The 20,641-nt window shown below is 46.3% G+C and carries 14 protein-coding genes and 2 rRNA genes; 14 read left to right on the forward strand and 2 right to left on the reverse strand.

Translation table 11 applies throughout. From position 1 onward, the window contains the following. Positions 1 to 15 precede the first annotated feature (15 nt). The 9 genes from BQ5591_RS05400 (at position 16) to BQ5591_RS05435 (ending at position 11,134) form a co-directional block, all read left to right on the forward strand. A 23S ribosomal RNA gene (locus tag BQ5591_RS05400) occupies positions 16 to 2,897 on the forward strand. 77 nt (positions 2,898 to 2,974) lie between these two features. Beyond that, positions 2,975 to 3,085 (forward strand): 5S ribosomal RNA (gene rrf / locus BQ5591_RS05405). Positions 3,086 to 3,652: 567 nt separating this feature from the next. Next, positions 3,653 to 4,228, forward strand: a complete 576-nt coding sequence (locus BQ5591_RS05410) for a YceD family protein (protein ID WP_022164344.1) — start codon at positions 3,653 to 3,655, stop codon at positions 4,226 to 4,228. Between the two features lie 13 nt (positions 4,229 to 4,241). Then, complete coding sequence (gene rpmF, locus BQ5591_RS20665; RefSeq protein WP_022164345.1) at positions 4,242 to 4,427, forward strand: 50S ribosomal protein L32; 186 nt, start codon at positions 4,242 to 4,244, stop codon at positions 4,425 to 4,427. Positions 4,428 to 4,551: 124 nt separating this feature from the next. Continuing rightward, positions 4,552 to 5,556, forward strand: a complete 1,005-nt coding sequence (locus BQ5591_RS05415; protein ID WP_071148685.1) for a beta-ketoacyl-ACP synthase III — start codon at positions 4,552 to 4,554, stop codon at positions 5,554 to 5,556. Between the two features lie 117 nt (positions 5,557 to 5,673). Next, positions 5,674 to 6,555 carry a GTPase Era gene (era, locus tag BQ5591_RS05420; RefSeq protein ID WP_022164348.1) on the forward strand — a complete coding sequence of 294 codons (882 nt, stop codon included), beginning with the start codon at positions 5,674 to 5,676 and terminating at the stop codon, positions 6,553 to 6,555. 40 nt (positions 6,556 to 6,595) lie between these two features. Next, positions 6,596 to 7,909: a ribosome biogenesis GTPase Der gene (gene der / locus BQ5591_RS05425; protein ID WP_071148686.1), complete on the forward strand. Its 1,314-nt coding sequence runs from the start codon at positions 6,596 to 6,598 to the stop codon at positions 7,907 to 7,909. A 356-nt stretch (positions 7,910 to 8,265) separates the two neighbouring features. Further along, positions 8,266 to 10,503: an ATP-binding protein gene (locus BQ5591_RS05430; protein WP_071149344.1), complete on the forward strand. Its 2,238-nt coding sequence runs from the start codon at positions 8,266 to 8,268 to the stop codon at positions 10,501 to 10,503. After that, entirely contained in the window at positions 10,481 to 11,134 is a 654-nt protein-coding gene (locus BQ5591_RS05435) for a response regulator (protein WP_071148687.1), read from the forward strand. The genes BQ5591_RS05430 and BQ5591_RS05435 overlap by 23 nt, the downstream gene beginning before the upstream one ends. 204 nt (positions 11,135 to 11,338) lie before the next feature. Here BQ5591_RS05435 and BQ5591_RS05440 read toward each other — a convergent pair whose 3' ends face one another. Next, positions 11,339 to 12,109 (reverse strand): ABC transporter ATP-binding protein, encoded by a 771-nt coding sequence (locus tag BQ5591_RS05440; RefSeq protein ID WP_022164353.1) that lies wholly within the window; start codon positions 12,107 to 12,109, stop codon positions 11,339 to 11,341. 32 nt (positions 12,110 to 12,141) lie between these two features. Next, positions 12,142 to 12,885 carry an MlaE family ABC transporter permease gene (locus BQ5591_RS05445; protein WP_022164354.1) on the reverse strand — a complete coding sequence of 248 codons (744 nt, stop codon included), beginning with the start codon at positions 12,883 to 12,885 and terminating at the stop codon, positions 12,142 to 12,144. A gap of 78 nt (positions 12,886 to 12,963) precedes the next feature. On the opposite strand from BQ5591_RS05445, the gene lptB reads away from it, so the two are divergent. The 5 genes from lptB (at position 12,964) to clpP (ending at position 20,639) form a co-directional block, all read left to right on the forward strand. Beyond that, positions 12,964 to 13,719 carry an LPS export ABC transporter ATP-binding protein gene (gene lptB / locus BQ5591_RS05450; protein ID WP_022164355.1) on the forward strand — a complete coding sequence of 252 codons (756 nt, stop codon included), beginning with the start codon at positions 12,964 to 12,966 and terminating at the stop codon, positions 13,717 to 13,719. Positions 13,720 to 13,769: 50 nt separating this feature from the next. After that, the gene (locus tag BQ5591_RS05455; RefSeq protein WP_235817045.1) at positions 13,770 to 15,689 is read left to right on the forward strand and encodes a glycoside hydrolase family 97 protein; all 1,920 of its coding nucleotides are present in this window, start codon (positions 13,770 to 13,772) and stop codon (positions 15,687 to 15,689) included. A 201-nt stretch (positions 15,690 to 15,890) separates the two neighbouring features. Further along, positions 15,891 to 18,113 (forward strand): beta-N-acetylglucosaminidase, encoded by a 2,223-nt coding sequence (locus BQ5591_RS05460; RefSeq protein ID WP_071148689.1) that lies wholly within the window; start codon positions 15,891 to 15,893, stop codon positions 18,111 to 18,113. Positions 18,114 to 18,400: 287 nt separating this feature from the next. Further along, complete coding sequence (gene tig / locus BQ5591_RS05465) at positions 18,401 to 19,756, forward strand: trigger factor (protein ID WP_022164358.1); 1,356 nt, start codon at positions 18,401 to 18,403, stop codon at positions 19,754 to 19,756. 220 nt (positions 19,757 to 19,976) lie between these two features. Then, positions 19,977 to 20,639, forward strand: coding sequence for an ATP-dependent Clp endopeptidase proteolytic subunit ClpP (gene clpP / locus BQ5591_RS05470; protein WP_071148690.1), 663 nt, complete (start codon positions 19,977 to 19,979; stop codon positions 20,637 to 20,639). The last annotated feature ends 2 nt before the right edge of the window (positions 20,640 to 20,641 follow it).

Raw genomic sequence — 20,641 nt, forward strand, 5'->3', positions numbered from 1 at the left:
CTGTGTCGATAAGACAAAAAAGTAAGCAAGGGCGCATGGCGGATGCCTTGGCTCTCGGAGGCGATGAAGGACGTGATAAGCTGCGATAAGCTGCGGGTAGGTGCAAATGACCTTTGATCCGCGGATTTCCGAATGGGACAACCCGGTATTCTGAAGGAATACCATCCATCCTTATGGTGGAGGCCAACGCAGGGAACTGAAACATCTTAGTACCTGCAGGAAAAGAAAATAAATAATGATTCCCCAAGTAGTGGCGAGCGAACGGGGACCAGCCCAAACCTGCCATGTTACGGCATGACAGGGGTTGTAGGACCACGTCGTTGCAAGAAATCTGACGAATGGAAGCTTCTGGAAAGTAGCACCGCAGACGGTGACAGTCCCGTACATGAAGTCAGACGAAGCATAGTGGTATCCTGAGTAGCGCGGAGCACGAGGAATTCTGCGTGAATCAGCCGGGACCATCCGGTAAGGCTAAATACTCCCGAGAGACCGATAGCGAACCAGTACCGTGAGGGAAAGGTGAAAAGCACTTCGAACAGAAGAGTGAAATAGTTCCTGAAACCGTGCGCCTACAAGCGGTCGGAGCACCTTTCGGTGTGACGGCGTGCCTTTTGCATAATGAACCTACGAGTTGTTATTTCCGGCAAGGTTAAGGGCCTTGAGGCCTGCAGCCGAAGCGAAAGCGAGTCTGAACAGGGCGGATAGTCGGAAGGAACAGACGCGAAACCAAGTGATCTACCCTTGGTCAGGTTGAAGGCTGGGTAACACCAGCTGGAGGACCGCACCAATAAGCGTTGAAAAGCTTCTGGATGAACTGAGGGTGGGGGTGAAAGGCTAATCAAACTTGGAGATAGCTCGTACTCCCCGAAATGCATTTAGGTGCAGCCTCGACTTATACTGGCATGAGGTAGAGCGACTGATAAGATGCGAGGGCTTCACCGCCTATCAAGTCTTGACAAACTCCGAATGCGTGCCAGTTCTATGTCGGGAGTGAGGGCATGGGTGCTAAGGTCCATGTCCTAAAGGAGAACAATCCGGACCAGCAGCTAAGGTCCCGAAATGAATACTGAGTTGAACTAACGAAGTCAGATTGCTAAGACAGCTAGGATGTTGGCTTGGAAGCAGCCATTCATTTAAAGAGTGCGTAACAGCTCACTAGTCGAGGAGTTTGGCGTGGATAATAATCGGGCATAAGTATTCTACCGAAGCTCTGGGATGTTTATACATCGGTAGGGGAGCATTCCACTCAGCGTTGAAGGCGTACCGTGAGGTATTCTGGAGCGTGTGGAAAAGCAAATGTAGGTATAAGTAACGATAAGGCAGGCGAGAAACCTGCCCGCCGAAAGACTAAGGTTTCCTGATCAACGCTAATCGGATCAGGGTAAGTCGGGTCCTAAGGCTCAGCCGAACGGCGACGCCGATGGCAGAAACGGTTAATATTCCGTTACTACCATGCAGGGTGACGCGGGGACGCAGGAGTGACACCACCGCCGGCTGACGGAATAGCCGGTTTAAGGGAGTAGATGTTGATTTCCGCAGGCAAATCCACGGAAAGAATCGAACCTGAAAGTATGACGCGTCCTTCGGACAAGTCAATAGTGTGGGTAAACATACTGCCGAGAAAATCCGCTAAACATAACTTGTATGGTACCCGTACCGCAAACGGACACACGTAGTCGGGTTGAATATACTAAGGCGCTTGAGTGAATCACGGTTAAGGAACTAGGCAAACTGACCCTGTAACTTCGGGATAAAGGGTCCTCAATGCAAGTTGAGGCGCAGAGAATAGGTCCAGGCAACTGTTTAACAAAAACACAGGGCTGTGCAAAATTGAAAGATGAAGTATACAGCCTGACACCTGCCCGGTGCTGGAAGGTTAAGAGGAGACGTCATCGCAAGAGAAGCGTTGAATTGAAGCCCCAGTAAACGGCGGCCGTAACTATAACGGTCCTAAGGTAGCGAAATTCCTTGTCGGGTAAGTTCCGACCTGCACGAATGGTGTAATGATCCGGACGCTGTCTCAACCGTGAGCTCAGTGAAATTGTAGTATCGGTGAAGATGCCGATTACCCGCGATGGGACGAAAAGACCCCGTGAACCTTTACTATAGCTTAACATTGAATTTGGGCAACTGATGTGTAGGATAGGCCGGAGGCATCGAAGCGGTGACGCCAGTCATCGTGGAGCCGCTGTTGAAATACGGCCCTTTGGTTGTTTGAGTTCTAACTCCTGGATGGAGGACACTGTTTGGTGGGTAGTTTGACTGGGGTGGTCGCCTCCAAAAGCGTAACGGAGGCTTCTAAAGGTGCCCTCAGGACGATTGGTAACCGTCCGCAGAGTGTAATGGCATAAGGGCGCTTGACTGGGAGACATACAAGTCGATCAGGTAGGAAACTAGAGCATAGTGATCCGGTGTTTCTGTATGGAAAGGACATCGCTCAAAGGATAAAAGGTACTCCGGGGATAACAGGCTGATCCCTCCCAAGAGCTCATATCGACGGAGGGGTTTGGCACCTCGATGTCGGCTCGTCACATCCTGGGGCTGGAGAAGGTCCCAAGGGTTGGGCTGTTCGCCCATTAAAGTGGCACGCGAGCTGGGTTCAGAACGTCGTGAGACAGTTCGGTCTCTATCTATCGTGGGCGTATGAAATTTGCGTGGCTCTGACACTAGTACGAGAGGACCGTGTTGGACTGACCTCTGGTTTACCGGTTGTGCCGCCAGGTGCATTGCCGGGTATCTAAGTCGGGATTGGATAAGTGCTGAAAGCATCTAAGTACGAAGCCAGCCACAAGATTAGATTTCTTAGGGTCGTCAAAGACGATGACGTTGATAGGATGCAGGTGTAAAGGTGGCGACACCAAAGCCGAGCATTACTAATTGCCCGTTCACTTTTAGGTCTCAAATAAGATATAGAATGGTCGTTATATACATTCAGAATTGATGGTTTTACTTTCAGACATCATGTCGACCTTATTAAGGTGACTATAGCATCGGGGTTCCACCTCTTCCCATTCCGAACAGAGAAGTTAAGCCCGGTCACGCCGATGGTACTGCGTAACAGTGGGAGAGTAGGTAGTCGCCGTTTTAGTAGAAGCCCCTTCGGAGAGTTCCGGAGGGGCTTTTTTGTTTTCCCTCCGCATGCACGCAGAATTCTTTTTTTCCCTTCAGGCACGGATGCCACGGAAAGCCACGGGGAAGGCCGCGCCTGAGAACGATATATCCTGCGTGTTATTCTTTTGAATAGTTCCTTCCAGATACGCTAACTGTGCTGTTCCGGTGCAACAGTTACTGCACTGTTAGTGCACCAACTGTTGCACTGGGAGTGCACTGACTACTGCACTGTGAGTGCAATAACAGGTGCACTCGCTGGGGATAACTGGGGAGTTTTAGAAGGATAGTTAGAAAGAGAGAGTACAATAGAAAGGCATATGCAATCATGGGAGAAATGCAGGAATGGGTGCTAAGCATGATTATGTAATATACATATCGATCCTTTTTTGTACTTTATTTCATATCTAATATGAATAGGATACTTACGTTTTTATTATGGAAAGCATGTAAAATCAGTATAAAAAAGAATATTTTACCCCTAAATGCTACATTATGAGGATAATTATTTGTATCTTTGTCGCCCGAATAAACAAAAGAAGCTTTGGGAAAGTTTGATAAATACAAAATAGACTTGAAAGGTATGCAGGCAGACTCTTGTAAGTATGAGTTTGTTTTGGATAACCTTTTCTTTGCTAACATTGACGGGCCTGAAGTTCAGAAGGGTAAAGTCAATGTAGAGTTAGTTGTACGAAAAACATCTCGTGCTTTTGAATTGAATTTTCAGACAGACGGGATGGTGTGGGTGCCTTGTGACCGTTGTCTGGATGATATGGAGCAGCCAGTGAGCTCAACGGACAAGTTGCTGGTGAAGTTTGGACATGAATATGCCGAAGAAGGTGAAAACCTGATCGTTATTCCAGAAGATGAAGGGATAATTAATGTAGCATGGTTCATGTACGAATTTGTAGCTTTGGCTATTCCGATGAAGCATGTTCATGCTCCCGGAAAATGCAATAAGGCGATGAGCAGTAAATTGAGAAAGCATCTACGTACTACTCCGGATGAGGAGGAGGAAGATGCCTTCATTCCGGAAGATGATGTACTGACGGAAGAAGAAACAGAAACGCCGATTGATCCGCGTTGGAATGAATTAAAGAAAATATTAGATAACAATTAAAGATTAGAAGAAAATGGCACATCCTAAAAGAAGACAGTCAAAAACAAGAACTGCAAAGAGAAGAACTCATGATAAAGCTGTAGCTCCTACATTAGCTATTTGTCCGAACTGTGGTGAATGGCATGTATATCACACTGTATGTAGCGCATGTGGCTATTACAGAGGTAAGCTGGCTATTGAGAAAGAGGCTGCCGTATAATTTCGGCAAATTCTGAATGATTTTGTACTTGAACATGTATATAGTGTGTCTAAGAAGGGTGGGGTGACCGATCCTTTTTAGGCACTACTTCGTGTTGGTACTTTTTATTAGTAAAGATATTTAGATGGAAAAAATAAATGCTGTAGTAACAGGAGTCGGTGGATATGTACCCGATTATATTCTGACTAACGATGAGTTGTCGAGAATGGTGGATACCAACGATGAATGGATCATGACTCGTATCGGAGTGAAGGAAAGACATATCCTGAATGAAGAAGGACTCGGAACTTCGTATATGGCGCGTAAAGCTGCTAAGCAGCTGATGCAACGTACCGGTTCTAATCCCGATGATATTGATTTGGTTATCGTAGCTACTTCTACTCCCGACTATCAGTTTCCTTCTATTGCATCCATTTTGTGTGATAAGCTGGGTCTGAAAAGAGCTTTTGCTTATGACATGTCTGCTGCTTGTTGCGGATTCCTTTTCATGATGGAGACAGCTGCCAATTACATCCGTTCGGGACGTTACAAGAAAATCATTATTGTAGGTGCCGACAAGATGTCCTCGATCGTGAATTATAGCGACCGTGCCACCTGTCCTATCTTTGGTGACGGTGCTGCGGCTTTCATGCTGGAACCGACAACGGAAGATGTAGGTATCATGGATTCAATGTTGCGTACAGATGGTAAGGGTTTGCCTTTCCTGCATTTGAAAGCAGGTGGATCTGTTTGTCCGGCTTCTTATTTTACGGTAGACAACCATATGCATTACTTGTATCAGGAAGGTCGTACCGTGTTTAAGTATGCTGTATCGAACATGTCGGATATTAGTGTTGCACTTGCCGAGAAGAACGGACTGACAAAAGATACAATCGATTGGGTAGTTCCTCATCAGGCCAATCTTCGTATTATTGATGCAGTAGCCCATCGTTTGGAAGTTCCTCACGAGAAAGTGCTGATCAACATCGAACGATATGGTAATACAAGTGCCGGAACACTGCCACTTTGTATTTGGGATTTCGAAGAGAAACTGAAGAAAGGTGATAATATTATTTTCACTGCATTTGGTGCCGGATTTACTTGGGGTGCCCTTTATATGAAGTGGGGATATGATGGAAAGAAGCAATAGCTAGTGTTTTGTTCTTGATTTTTTCCTGAACATACTGCTGATGAATAATATAAAAAGAACGCATCCTATTTTTAATTCGATGCGTTTTTTTGTCTCAATTCTAAAACATGAAAGACGATGCATAAAGCAGGTTTTGTAAACATTGTAGGCAACCCGAATGTGGGCAAGTCTACGCTGATGAATGCCTTGGTCGGTGAACGGATTTCGATTGCTACCTTCAAGGCTCAGACCACCCGTCACCGCATTATGGGCATCTATAATACGGATGATATGCAGATTGTGTTTTCGGATACACCGGGAGTGTTGAAACCGAATTATAAGTTGCAGGAGTCCATGCTGAATTTTTCGACCTCGGCTCTGGCCGATGCGGACGTGTTGCTTTATGTCACCGATGTAGTTGAGACGCCGGACAAGCATAACGACTTTGTCGAAAAGGTGGCAAAGATGACCGTACCGGTACTTTTGCTTGTCAACAAGATAGACCTGACTAATCAGGAGAAACTGGTTGAGGTAGTCGAGGCATGGAAGGAATTGTTGCCGCAAGCGGAAATTATTCCTATTTCGGCTGCAACCAAATTCAATGTTGATTACGTGATGAAGCGTATCAAGGAACTTCTGCCCGATTCTCCTCCTTATTTTGATAAAGACCAGTGGACCGACCGGCCCGCACGTTTCTTTGTCAACGAGATTATCCGCGAAAAGATTCTGCTGTATTACGACAAGGAAATCCCTTATTCTGTCGAAGTAGTGGTAGAGCAGTTCAAGGAAGATGATAAGAAGATACACATCAATGCGGTGATTTACGTAGAGCGTGAATCGCAGAAGGGTATTATAATAGGCAAGCAGGGAAAGGCTTTGAAGAAGGTTGCTTCCGAGGCTCGCCGTGATCTGGAAAAGTTCTTCGGAAAGACTATTTTTCTGGAGACGTTTGTGAAGGTTGATAAGGACTGGCGTAATTCGGACAAGGAATTGCGTAACTTCGGTTATCAATTGGATTAGTATTCATACGACTGGGATAGTCGCAAAAACAAGAAAAACTATGGGAAATTTAGTAGCAATAGTAGGACGCCCCAATGTGGGAAAATCGACTTTGTTCAACCGTCTGACCAAAACCCGCCAGGCGATTGTGAACGAGGAAGCCGGAACTACACGGGATCGCCAATACGGCAAATCGGAATGGCTGGGGCGTGAGTTTTCGGTAGTAGATACCGGTGGATGGGTTGTCAATTCGGATGATATCTTTGAGGAAGAAATCCGTAAACAGGTGCTGATGGCTGTCGACGAGGCAGATGTTATTCTGTTCGTAGTCGATGTAATGAACGGTGTGACTGACCTAGATATGCATGTAGCCGCTATTCTGCGCCGTGCCAAAAAGCCGGTGTTGCTGATAGCCAACAAGACTGATAATAACGAACTGCAATACAACGCCCCCGAATTTTATAGCTTGGGCTTGGGCGAACCTTACTGTATCTCGGCTATGACAGGTAGCGGTACGGGCGATATGATGGACCTGATTGTAAGCAAATTCAAGAAAGAGTCCGACGAGATTCTCGATGAAGATATTCCCCGCTTTGCCGTTGTCGGTCGTCCCAATGCAGGAAAGTCGTCCATTGTGAACGCTTTCATTGGCGAAGACCGTAACATCGTGACAGAGATAGCCGGTACGACCCGCGACTCTATTTATACCCGTTACAATAAATTCGGATTCGATTTTTATCTGGTAGACACTGCCGGTATCCGTAAGAAGAACAAAGTGACTGAAGATCTGGAGTACTACTCGGTGATTCGTTCCATCCGTTCGATTGAAAATTCGGATATCTGTATTCTGATGCTCGACGCTACACGTGGCATCGAAAGCCAGGATCTGAATATCTTCTCGCTTATCCAGAAGAATCAGAAGGGATTGGTCGTAGTGGTGAACAAATGGGACTTGGTCGAGGACAAGACGGTAAAGGTGATGAAGACGTTCGAAGACGCCATCCGTTCGCGTTTTGCTCCGTTTGTCGATTTCCCCATTATTTTTGCGTCGGCACTGACCAAGCAGCGCATCCTGAAGGTGCTTGAAGAAGCGCGTCAGGTATACCAGAACCGCATGACCCGCATTCCTACAGCACGTCTGAACGAGGAGATGCTTCCGCTGATCGAGGCCTATCCGCCTCCTTCGACCAAGGGTAAGTATATCAAGATTAAGTATATCACACAGCTTCCCAATACCAAGGTTCCTTCTTTCGTCTATTTTGCCAATTTGCCGCAATATGTGAAAGAACCTTATCGCCGCTTCCTGGAAAACAAGATGCGCGAAAAGTGGAACCTGACGGGTACTCCTATCAACATCTATATCCGTCAGAAGTAAGGAGGGAAGGTGTCGGAGGCATTCCGAAAGCCGTCTGGAGATGCTTTCAGGCCTTGCAAAACGGTGTTTTGAGCCGTGCAAGTGTGGCTCGTGAGCGACACAAGTGTTCTGCACGAGCCGTGCAAGTGTCCCACAAATGGAATGCAAGTGTCTGACAAATGACTTGCAAGTGTCTTTTAAAACCCTTCCGTCGGGTTTTCGGAATGAATCATTATTTCTTGACCGCTGGCTGCAAAGCTGGCGGTTTTTTTATGCCCTATTGTCATTTTATTTTTGCCGGCGAAAGAAAAATTCCTGAATCGTATGCGGATAGATTGGTTTTCTGTATTTTTGTCGCTGAACCAAAATACGTATACATGAAGATTATAAAGGTATTGTGCATACTTTCGTTTTTTCTGTTTCAAGCAGATTTGTGGGCGGCTGATGAAGGTCGGTTGCTTGAACTGCGTAGGCTGGCTGCCGAAAAGAAAACGATGGAAAGCTATGCCGACGTATGCGCTTACCTGTCTTCGATCGAACGATATCCCGAACTGCTTTCTCTTTATGCCGATTCCATCCGGCAGCTGGCGGTGCGCGACAAAAGTCTGGCTGCTTTCAGGGAATACTATGCCTGGAAAGGCGAGGCCTGCTTTGTCGACGGTGATTACGATGCGGGTTTCCGCTGGAAACGCAAAGCGCTCGACCTTGCGGTAAGAGGCCGGATGCAGGACAAAGTTGTTACTTATTCTTCCGACATGGGCTATTATTTCAATGTGTCTGCCCGCTACGATTCAGCCCGTTTCTATCTGAAAAAAGGAATGGAAGCAGCCAGGCACGAGCCACGCATGGCTGAAGACTATCGGGTGATGCTAACCAACTATGCCAGTTCTTTTCTGTACGAAGGCAAGACAGATTCTGCACTTGTCTATACGCTTCAGGCCGAAAAGCGTTCGGAGCTGGATAAAGATACGGCTATGCTGATAGAAAACCTGAATCAGCTGGGCGCTATCTACCGGCGCAAGAAGCGGCTGAATGAATCGATTCATAGTTTTGAACAGGCACTTCGCCTGTGCGAGGCTCAAGGTAACTTCCGGACGGTTGCTCACATTTATGGCAACATTGCAACGGTGTATTGCGATTCGGACCAGCCCGAAGCAGCCCTTCCTTTCTCGCAGAAAGCGGTCGACTATGCTTTGCGCTATGGCACTCCGCAGATGATAGGCCTGTTCTATGTCAATCTTGGAGCTATCCAGTGTAATATCGCAGGGAAAAGTCGGGAGGCGGTTGTTACGTTGCAAAAGGCTATTCCGGTGTTGGAAGGAGTAAACAACAAACGACGTCTTTGCGAGGCCTACAATTATCTGGCCAATGCCTATCGTACATTGGGGCAGACGGATAGTGCCATGATTTGTTTGCAAAGCCTGGAGGAAATGGTTGGCGAACTTCGGACGGACGTGGAGCGTTATCGTTATCATCAGACCCGTGCCCCTTTGATGCAGGACAGGAAGCAATATCGTGAGGCGATGGTTTCTTACCTCGCTCTGATAGATATGCAAAAGGCGGGTTATCGCGACATAAAGGATTATGACGTGTATCTGCATTTGTCCGAATGCTTGCATGCGTTGCATGAATATCCAAAGGCCTATAAAAGTCTGCGTACGGCATACGCTTTGCGCGACTCGGCATCGCGTGAGGAATATTCCGAACAGCTTTCGGACTTTCTGGTAAAATATAGGACTAAGGAGAAAGAACTGGAGATTACGCGCTTGCAGCAGAAAGAACTGGAGCGGGAAGCAGCATTGTTGCGCAGCCGTATTGTGTCGGGCGGAACCATTGCTTTGTTGCTGATGCTGATACTTGTTTTTCTTTATGTGCGCCAGCGCCAGAAGGCACGTGTGGCCCAGTTGGCACAGGCGGCAGGCGAAAAAGAACGGCAGTTTCTGGCTTTGCAGAAAGATACCGAACAACGTCTTGCACGCAAGTATATCGACGGATTGGAAAGTGAACGCGAGCGGATGGCTGCCGAACTGCACGATGATGTTTGCAACAGTCTGCTAGCTCTCGGCATGAACATACGGGCGATAACCGAGGACCGTCACGACCAGGCGATGAATGAACAGCTTGCGGTGCTCGATGCTACCCGTGAACGCTTGCGCAGCATGTCGCACGAACTGATGCCGCCGGCTTTTCAGTATGCGACCATCGACGAAATGCTGGGCGACTACATCTGGCACTTGTCGTTGCCTGAAGGAACGAAGGCCGAGTATCATTCTACCGAGGGAGTTGACTGGAAACAGATTCCGCAAGCCATCGGTTTTGAGTTTTATCGCATCGTTCAGGAAGCGGTGAGCAATGCTTTGAAGTATGCCGACGCATCGCTGGTCAGAGTAGAGTTGCGGTTGGAAGGAGCATCATTGTCCGTGCGTGTAGACGATGACGGGAAAGGTTTCGACCTGAATAAGAAGAAAAAAGGAATCGGCTTGCAAACCATCATGCAAAGAGCCGAAACCATCGGTGCAACTGTGCAGCTGGATGCTCATTCTGGGCAGGGTACGCATCTGGCAGTAACTGTTAAAGTGAAATTGAACGATTATGGAGAAGAGAGAGAAAGCTGAAGTGTTAGTGGTTGACGACCACAGCCTGGTGCTCGAAGGCATTTGCCGGGTTGTGAACCGGATGCCGGAAGCGATAGTGGCCGATGCGGTGACTTCCGGTATAAAAGCTGCTGAACTGATAGCCAAGCGTGATTACGATATTTATATACTGGATGTCAGCATTCCCGACCTGTCTGGTTTTGAGCTGATAGCCCGCATACGCGAGTTGAATGAACAGGCGCTGATTATTGTAAATACGATGCACGAAGAAGTGTGGATAGCAAACAGGCTTGCCCAGAGCGGGGTCAATGCCGTTATACTGAAAGCTTCGGCATCGTCCGAATTGGCAGCGGCTATTCGCAGTGTTCTTCAGGGGAAGTCGTACACCTGCCCTCGTTTTGCATCTATTTGTCGGATGTTGGCCCGTCATTCGGCCGAACTGTTGCCTCACGACCTTCCTACACGGCGCGAGCTTGAAGTGTTGCAGGGCATAGCAAAGGGACTGAGTACTCGTGAGATAGCAGCCCAGTTGAGTATTTCGGAAAATACGGTAGAGACTTTCCGTAAAAGGCTGATATCTAAATTTGATGCTCGAAATTCCGTTGATATGGTATTGAAAGCCGTGTCACGGGGATGGCTGAAGTTGGAATAAGGACGAAAAAGAAGCCTCTCACGGTTTTCCGTGATTTTTATATGAAAACTATAGGTTATTTTTGTGGCGTATTTGAAATCTCCTTTAATGCTTCGGATAGGAAGCATATAGCAGACAAATGTATGTCGTGATGATATGCAATTCTATTAACTGGTTTTATGAGAACAAAAAAACGCAGCTCTTTATGGCTGCGTTTTTTGTATCTTATCCTTCGATATTCTGGATTTCTACTTCTCTTACTTTGCGGAACAGGTCCGAAGCAAAGATGAAATTGTTCAGCCGTTCGTTGCTCGAAGTGAAAATGTCGTCTTTACTGCCTTCCCATTCTTTATGGCCTTCATAAATGAAAATAATTTCTTCGCCGATCCCCATCACCGAGTTCATATCGTGTGTGTTGATCAGGGTTGTCATGTTGTATTCGCGTGTAATGTCCTGTATCAGCTCGTCGATGACCAGCGATGTCTTAGGGTCGAGGCCCGAGTTGGGCTCGTCGCAGAACAGGTATTGCGGGTTCAGTGCGATGGCACGGGCTATGGCTACACGCTTTTGCATACCGCCGCTTATTTCGCCGGGGTATTTGTTTTGGGCTTCGGTCAGGTTGACACGGTCCAGGCAGAACATGGCACGGCGGGTACGGTCGCGTAAAGTGTCGTTGCTGAACATATTCAGCGGAAACATGACGTTTTCCAGCACAGTCATTGAGTCGAAGAGTGCGGCGCTTTGAAAAATCATACCCATTTCGCGCCGTAAGGCTTTTTTCTCCTTCTTGTTCATTGTCAAGAAGTTGCGGTTGTCGTACAGCAGCTCTCCTTTTTCGGGTGTCAGCAGTCCGACGATGCACTTCATCAGTACGGTTTTTCCCGAACCGCTTTGTCCGATAATCAGGCTGGTCTTTCCATTCTCGAAGGTAGCACTGATGTCGGTCAATACGTTTTTTTCTTCAAATGACTTGCATAGTCCTTTCAGTTCTATCATAATTGTTTCTGTTTTCTGTTACGATTTTCCGTTTATCCCATCAATAGTTGTGTCAGTACCAGGTCGGCAAAAAGTATCAGTACGCTACTGGTCACAACCGAGTCGGTCGAGGCTTTGCCCACTTCGATAGATCCGCCGTCGACGGTATAGCCGAAGAAAGCCGATACGCTGGCAATGATGAAGGCAAAAAACAGTGACTTGATGATGCCGCACCAGATGAACCATTCTACAAACATGTATTGCAGACCGTATTCGAGGTCGGTAGCCGTCATAATGCCCCCGAACCAGCAGGTGGCAAAGGCTCCGATGATGCCGGCGAAGATACTGAAAGTCACCAGTAACGGAATCATGGTAACCATGGCGAATATTTTGGGCAGAATGAGATAGCTGGCCGAATTGACTCCCATGATCTCCAATGCGTCAATCTGCTGCGTGACGCGCATTGTTCCCAGTTCGGAAGCGATGTTGGAACCGACTTTTCCTGCCAGAATCAGACACATGATGGAGGACGAGAATTCCAGCAGCATGATTTCGCGGGTCACATAGCCAACGGTCCATCGGGGCATCCAGGGGCTTTCGATGTTCAGCTTGATCTGTATGGTGATAACGGCGCCGATGAAGAACGATATCAGCAATACGATGCCGATGGAGTTTACGCCCAGCTTCTCCATTTCGTTGAGGTATTGGCGGAAGAACATGCGCATACGTTCGGGGCGGGAGAAAGTTCGTCCCATGAGCATGAAATATCTTCCTACTGTCTTAAGGGCTTTTATCATAACTTCTGAGTTAGTATTTGTCTGCAAATGTACGGCTTTTCAGCATATTTTGCTACATTTGCGGCAAAATTAGCTGATATGGAAGAAACTAAAATGGTGCTTCGCACGGAAGATTTGGTCAAAAAGTACGGAAAGCGCACAGTGGTAAGTCATGTATCGTTTGATGTCAAGCAGGGAGAGATTGTCGGACTGCTCGGACCGAATGGTGCCGGAAAGACTACGTCGTTCTACATGACAGTAGGATTGATAACTCCTAACGAAGGTCGTATTTTCCTGGACGATCTTGACATCACGAAATATCCGGTGTATAAGCGTGCTCAGACCGGCATCGGTTATCTGGCGCAGGAAGCTTCCGTTTTCCGTCAGATGAGTGTGGAAGACAATATCGCTTCTGTACTTGAGATGACTAACAAACCCTTGGAATATCAGAAAGAAAAACTGGAAAGCCTGATAGCCGAGTTCCGTCTTCAGAAAGTACGTAAGAACAAGGGTAACCAGCTTTCGGGTGGTGAGCGTCGACGTACGGAGATTGCCCGCTGTCTGGCTATCGACCCCAAATTTATTATGCTTGACGAACCTTTTGCCGGTGTCGACCCGATTGCTGTAGAAGATATCCAACAGATTGTATGGCGACTGAAGGATAAGAACATCGGTATTCTTATTACCGACCACAACGTGCAGGAAACATTGAGTATCACCAGTCGTGCTTACCTGCTGTTCGAGGGCAAGATTCTGTTCCAGGGTACGCCTGAAGAGTTGGCCGAGAATAAGATTGTGCGCGAAAAGTACTTGAGTAACAGCTTTGTGCTGCGTCGCAAGGATTTTATGGTTTAGTCTTTTCGCTCGCAGACAAACTACCTTAGATTATTTAATGCCGAAATATTATGAAACATTTGATGAAACTACTGTATTGTTTTTTGTTCTTTCTGTCTTTTGCCGGTTGTGGTAAAGCTACAGAGTATGTTTTGACATCTCCTGCCGGAGAGATTTCTCTCGAAGTATTCCAATCCGATAGCGGAAACTGGAGTTATCGTTTGTCTGCTTACGACTCTCTGTTGGTGAATACTTCGTTGTTAGGATTTCAGGATTCTCTGAACAGCCAGCTGTTTACTGCCAGTCGTGTTAAGCTGGTATCTGCAGAAAGAAATCAGCATAATGGTGTCTGGAAACCGGTATGGGGCAAACGAAGCAGTGTAAAAGACTGCTACAACGAACTTTCTCTGACTTTTTCTTTGGGAGATTCCGACCGTACGCTCGGCATGGCTTTCCGGGCTTACGATGATGGTGTAGCATTCCGCTATTTTGTTCCCGAAGATTCTCCATTGGCTATAAATAAGGTGATGGAAAGTACCCGTTTTGCTTTCAATGGCGATTATACAGCTTGGTTCTATAATAACGAGTGGCATAATATCGGCCCTGAACGTCTGACTGAATCGGAAGGTACCCGCCAGCCTGTAATGACAGTACAGGTGGACAGTACGTTGTACATGGCTCTGCACGAAGCCGACTTGCATACCGATGCTCCTTTGCTTTTGCGTTCAGCCAAAGGCGAACGGACTTTTGAAGTTGAACCTCAGGCGGTCGACCTGGCAGCGGGCTATCTGTCAGCATGGAGAGTGATTTTTGTAGGAGGTACTCCTGGCGCGATGGTCGATTCTCACCTGATTGAGTTGCTGAATCCCGATCCTACGGGCGACTTTTCGTGGGTGAAACCCGGTGTGGCTGTTTGGGACTGGCGTATTGACGGTGCCCAATGGGAAGGCTTTACGTATGGAATGAATTATCCTTCGTGGGTACGTATGATTGACTTTGCAGCCGAACAACATATTCCTTATCTGGTGCTTGATGCCAATTGGTACGGTCCTGAACACGAGGCAGAGTCTAATCCGATTTCGGGAGACAAATCATCGGATGTAAAACGTATTATCCAATATGGTAAGGAAAAAGGGGTGGGCGTATGGCTCTATCTGAATGATGTAGGCGGACGGCGATATCCTATCGAAGAAACTCTTTCGCAATATGCTTCGTGGGGAGCAGCCGGAATCAAATATGGCTTTATGAGCGGAACTCCCCGTGAAAAGAATCTGTGGACACAGAAAATAACTGCTTTGTGCGCACAGAACAGGCTGCTTGTCGATTTCCACGATGGTCCTGTTCATCCTTACGGTCAGATGCGTACGTGGCCCAATGCCGTTACGCGTGAATATTGTCAGGCACAGCTCGATGCCCATCGGGTATTCCAGCCTAAGACATTTGTTACTTCTGTATTTGTCAATATGATAGCAGGTCCCATCGACATGAACAACGGTATGTTCGACCTACGGCAGGGGCACACTACCCGTGTGGACGAAAGCCAGCCGGTTCCTTCTACTTTGGTGTCCGAGGCTGCGCGTACGCTTATCGTCTTTTCGGGAGCTACTGTTATTCCCGATATTCCTGAATTCTATCGTAAATATCCTCCTTTGTTGGAGTTCATCAGTGCACAGCAGATGCCTTGGTTGGAGAGCCGTACGCTTTGTGGAAAGATTGGTGAGTACATTGCCATGATGAGAGAAACGAAAGAGGCTTATCTGGTAGGTGTGGCTACGAACGAAGAGGGACGCACACTCGACCTGCCAATGGATTTTCTGGAGAAAGGAACGGAATACGAGGCTGTGGTGGTGGAAGACGGCGATGATGCCCATTACCTGCATAATCGCGAGCAGCTGAAAGTGCGTCGGCAACAGGTGTCGGCCGATTCTGTAGTGCAGGTGAAGCTGGCTCCGGGTGGTGGCTGCTGTTTGCTGATCAGAAAGAAAATCTGATGTGAATCTGTTTGGCTGCTGCTTGGAGAGCATAATTTGTAGTTGTCCTTACATCGATAATGAAAAGCTGCAGCTTATATTCGGAGATTTATATAAAAAGAGCTGGCCGGGCGGCAGATTATTGGCGTTTTTTAGAATGGAAGGTGGTTTATATGAATGAAAGGCGTATTTTTGTACCCGATCATAATTAAACTAACTCCTATGAAAAGAAAACTACTGCTATCCGGAATTATGGGCTGTCTGTCGTTAGGCATGTTGTCAGCCCAAGAATTCCATTTACAACCCACTCCTCAGGTTTATGAAGCGTCTCAGGACAGCATTGCTCTTCCTTTGACTTATGCACTTTCTGCTGATCAGAAACTGGAAGATTCTCCTGCCTTGCTTTTGCTTGAAAAATTATTGCCTGGTAAGGCTGAAAAGGTTGCGTTTCGCATCAGTATCGGTACTAAGGGCGATAAAGCCGTGAAAAAGTACGCTCGACGTATTCCTGCCAATCCGGAAGGTTATTATCTGAAGATAGATAAGGACGAGATTATTATTGCTGGTACCGACGAACGGGGTACTTATTATGGCGTGCAGACGCTGGCTCAGTTACTTACTTTGCCTAAATTGCCTTTGGCTGAGATAACGGACTATCCTGATGTGCCTTACCGTGGTGTGGTGGAAGGCTTTTATGGTACTCCCTGGAGTCATGAGGCACGTCTTAGTCAGTTGGAGTTTTATGGACGTAATAAAATGAATGTTTATTTGTATGGTCCGAAAGACGATCCTTATCATAGTACTCCCAACTGGCGGAAACCTTATCCTGAACGTGAAGCGGCTCAGCTGAAAGAACTGGTAGACAAAGCTGCCGAGAATGGGGTAATCTTTTATTGGGCTATCCATCCGGGACAGGATATTAAGTGGAACGATGAAGATCGTCAGAATCTGCTGAATAAGTTCGAACGCATGTATGAGCTGGGTGTGCGTGGTTTTGCTGTTTTCTTCGATGATATTTCGGGTGAAGGAACCAAAGCAGACAAGCAGGCCGAACTGCTTAATTATCTGGATGACCATTTTGTAAAGGTGAAGGGCGATGTGGAACCGCTCATCATGTGTCCTACGGAATATAACAGATCGTGGTCTAACGTGGCTGGAGGCTATCTTACTACGTTGGGCGAGAAACTGAACCCGGGCATTCAGATCATGTGGACAGGAAACCGTGTTATTGCCACGATCGACCGTGAATCGATGGACTTTATCAATCCTTTAATAAAACGTAAAGCATACATCTGGTGGAATTTCCCGGTTTCAGACTATGTACGCGATCACTTGCTTATGGGACCGGTTTATGGTAACGGACTCGACATTGCCGATCAAATGGAAGGTTTTGTCTCTAATCCGATGGAACATGCCGAAGCTTCTAAAATAGCTTTGTATAGTGTGGCAGACTATGCTTGGAATCTGGCAGACTATGACAGTGATGCTTCCTGGAAACGTGCTATTCGCAGTTTGATGCCTCTTCACGCTTCCAGTCTTGAAACTTTTGCAGTTCACAATTCCGATTTGGGAGTTAACGGTCATGGGTTCCGTCGCGATGAGTCTGTGGCCCTGCAACCGGCTTTACAGGCATTGCTCTCGGCTTACAAGGAAAATGGGACTATCGATGAAAATGCGTTCAGCCAGGTAGAAACGGAATGCCGGAAAATTGTAGAGGCGGCCGATTGCTTGATGGCATCGCAAGAAAATATGGCTTTGATAACCGAAATAGAACCGTGGCTGATGCAGTTTAAACTGGTGGGACAATATGGAGAGTCGGTGCTCCGTATGCTGCAATCTCTTAAAGCTTCGGATGCTGAGGCTTTTGATGCTGCTTATGCACACGCCAAGGCTTTGCAGATGCTGATGTACAAAATTGATACTTCTTACAATCAGAATCCCTATCAGCCTGGGGTGAAAAGCGGAAGCAAAGAATTGTTGCCTACCTTTAATGCTTTGTTTGTATCAGCTGTTACTCGTTATAACAATAAGTATAAGACGCAGCTTGATACCCGTGCTGCTTACATGCCTTATACCATGAGCAGCAACGTTCCTCAGTTGGCTTCCTTATCCGTTTCGCATAAAGGTAAGGGCGGTAGTGTGGCTGCTGTCAATGAGGTAATTCGCTGGCAACCGGGTGGTGAATTTGTTCTGTCGATAGACGGCTTGCGTACACTGAAAAGTTTGTCTGTTGATTTGGGTATTGCGGATATGGCGGCTTCTTTCCGCCTCGAAACGACTGTTGACGGTCGAAATTGGGAGTCTGTTCCTCTTCAGCCGGTGAATGGTAAAACACGTTTTAATGGTCAGGTCTCTGGGCGTAAGGTGCAGAAGATTCGTCTGATTAGTATTTCTGCTCAGGAACAACAAGTTTATTTCAAACGTTTTATGTTTGAAGAAGAGTAGATTTTTATAAAAACAGTTTGCTAAAAAAAAGTTTGTACGGAGGCCGAATTTCAGCCTCCGTACTTATTTGTTTCCTTTTGTAAAAATGATCGATTCTTATTATTGACAGATGCCTGTATAGAAAGTTGCGGAGGAGGCTGTGCGGAGAAGATAGAATAACCAAGTAGAATGTTACTGAAATGAAATAATTTGGCGATGTTTTTGATAATTGAAAGATTAACGCTAATTTTGCGCACTCATTTTGAGAATTTGGAATATAGTATAAATCAAATAAATAATTTGTCACGATGAACGTTTCATTGCAAAACATTGACAAGGTAAGCGCACTGCTTACTGTAAAGCTCGAAAAAGCAGATTATCAGGAAAGGGTGGACAAGGCTTTGAAGCACCTCCGCCAGAAAGCACAAATGCCGGGTTTCCGTCCGGGCATGGTTCCTATGGGGCTGGTGAAGAAGATGTACGGAAAATCTGTACTGGCCGAAGAAGTGAACAAGTTGCTTTCAGAAACTGTATATAAGTATATTCAGGACAATAAGGTAAACATCTTGGGCGAACCGCTGCCTAATGAAGAAAAACAACCGGCTATCGATTTCGATACGATGGAAGAATTCGAATTCTTGTTTGACATCGCTTTGGCACCTGAGTTCAAAGTAGAGGTTAGCAAGGATGACAAGGTAGACTATTATGATATCGAGGTAACCGATGAGATGGTAAACAATCAGGTGAAAGCCTATACTCAACGCAACGGAAAGTACGAACAGGTTGAGACTTATGCCGAGAACGATCTGTTGAAAGGTCTGTTGGCAGAACTTGATGAGGAAGGAAACACCAAGGAAGGCGGTATCCAGGTAGAAGGTGCTGTGATGATGCCTGCCTATATGAAGAATGACGAACAGAAGGCTATCTTCGCCAATGCTAAGGTGAATGATGTGCTGGTGTTCAATCCTCACACTGCATGGGATGGCAATCCGGCAGAGCTGGCTTCGTTGTTGAAGATCGATAAGGAGGCTGCTGCTGAAATGAAGTCTAACTTCAGCTATCAGGTAGAAGAAATTACCCGCTTCGTAGAAGGTGAACTGAATCAGGATATCTTCGATCAAGTATTTGGTGAGGGTAATGTAAAGACTGAAGAAGAATTCCGTGCTAAGGTGAAAGAAGTTATCGCTAACCAGTTCGTAGCAGATAGCGACTATAAGTTCCTTATCGACTTGCGCAAGGTGTTGACCGATAAGATTGGCAAGCTTGAATTCCCCGATGCATTGCTGAAACGCATTATGCGTCTGAACAATCCTGATAAGGACGAGAAGTTTGTTGAGGACAACTACGACAAGAGCATTGAAGAGCTGACTTGGCACCTGATTAAGGAGCAGTTGGTGAAAGCTAACGATATCAAAGTTGAGCAAAAGGATATTACCGACATGGCTAAGGAAGCTACCCGTGCACAGTTTGCACAATACGGTATGCTGAGTGTGCCTGATGAAATTCTGGAAAACTACTCGAAAGAGATGTTGAAGAAGAAAGAAAGTGTTGAAGGTCTGGTGAACCGTGTAGTAGAAACCAAACTTGCTACTGCATTGAAGCCGCAGGTAACATTAGAAAACAAGGCTATTTCGGCTGTTGACTTTAACAAAATGTTTGAATAATATAACCGAAAATAGCAGGCAATAAGCTTTGTAACAAATAGATAAGGGATAGGTTCAGATAATTATCATATCCATATTTGTTGCTTATAGTTTGCAGCTTGTTACTTAAAAAAACAGGGATGTTTGAAAAACTCTTCAAACATCCCTGTTTTTTTTGTGTCTATCTATTCTTTTTTGTTTCTTTGCACCCGTTTTTAATTTAATAATAAATCGAAAGACAATGGATGATTTTAGAAAATACGCAACCAAGCATTTGGGTATGAATAGCTTGGTGCTGGACGATGTAATCAAGTCGCAAGCCGGGTATCTGAATCCATATATTTTGGAGGAACGCCAGCTTAATGTGACGCAGCTCGACGTATTCTCGCGTTTGATGATGGACCGTATCATTTTTCTTGGTACACAAATCGATGACTATACGGCCAATACTCTGCAGGCACAATTACTTTATCTTGACTCGGTAGATCCGGGTAAGGACATATCTATTTATATCAATTCACCGGGCGGATCGGTGTATGCCGGATTGGGCATTTATGATACGATGCAGTTTATCAGTTGTGATGTGGCTACAATCTGTACAGGTATGGCAGCCAGCATGGCAGCTGTTTTATTGGTAGCTGGAGCGGAAGGAAAGCGCTCGGCGTTGACCCATTCACGTGTTATGATTCACCAGCCGATGGGTGGAGCACAGGGACAGGCTTCGGACATAGAAATCACTGCCCGCGAAATTCAGAAATTGAAGAAAGAACTTTATACTATTATTGCCGATCATTCACATACTCCTTTCGATAAAGTATGGGCTGATTCTGATCGTGATTATTGGATGACTGCCCAAGAGGCAAAAGAATATGGCATGGTAGACGAAGTATTGATTAAGAAATAAGT

This window comes from Bacteroides ndongoniae, assembly GCF_900108345.1.
Classification (GTDB): Bacteria; Bacteroidota; Bacteroidia; order Bacteroidales; family Bacteroidaceae; genus Bacteroides; species Bacteroides ndongoniae.

Excerpts from the sequence above, each read along its gene's own strand:
- BQ5591_RS05440 (WP_022164353.1), bottom strand. The coding sequence starts at position 12,109 with ATGATAGAACTGAAAGGACTATGCAAGTCATTTGAAGAAAAAAACGTA.
- BQ5591_RS05435 (WP_071148687.1), top strand. The coding sequence starts at position 10,481 with ATGGAGAAGAGAGAGAAAGCTGAAGTGTTAGTGGTTGACGACCACAGC.
- BQ5591_RS05415 (WP_071148685.1), top strand. The coding sequence starts at position 4,552 with ATGGAAAAAATAAATGCTGTAGTAACAGGAGTCGGTGGATATGTACCC.
- clpP (WP_071148690.1), top strand. The coding sequence starts at position 19,977 with ATGGATGATTTTAGAAAATACGCAACCAAGCATTTGGGTATGAATAGC.
- BQ5591_RS05430 (WP_071149344.1), top strand. The coding sequence starts at position 8,266 with ATGAAGATTATAAAGGTATTGTGCATACTTTCGTTTTTTCTGTTTCAA.
- era (WP_022164348.1), top strand. The coding sequence starts at position 5,674 with ATGCATAAAGCAGGTTTTGTAAACATTGTAGGCAACCCGAATGTGGGC.
- der (WP_071148686.1), top strand. The coding sequence starts at position 6,596 with ATGGGAAATTTAGTAGCAATAGTAGGACGCCCCAATGTGGGAAAATCG.
- lptB (WP_022164355.1), top strand. The coding sequence starts at position 12,964 with ATGGAAGAAACTAAAATGGTGCTTCGCACGGAAGATTTGGTCAAAAAG.
- BQ5591_RS05455 (WP_235817045.1), top strand. The coding sequence starts at position 13,770 with ATGAAACATTTGATGAAACTACTGTATTGTTTTTTGTTCTTTCTGTCT.
- BQ5591_RS05460 (WP_071148689.1), top strand. The coding sequence starts at position 15,891 with ATGAAAAGAAAACTACTGCTATCCGGAATTATGGGCTGTCTGTCGTTA.
- BQ5591_RS05445 (WP_022164354.1), bottom strand. The coding sequence starts at position 12,885 with ATGATAAAAGCCCTTAAGACAGTAGGAAGATATTTCATGCTCATGGGA.
- tig (WP_022164358.1), top strand. The coding sequence starts at position 18,401 with ATGAACGTTTCATTGCAAAACATTGACAAGGTAAGCGCACTGCTTACT.
- rpmF (WP_022164345.1), top strand. The coding sequence starts at position 4,242 with ATGGCACATCCTAAAAGAAGACAGTCAAAAACAAGAACTGCAAAGAGA.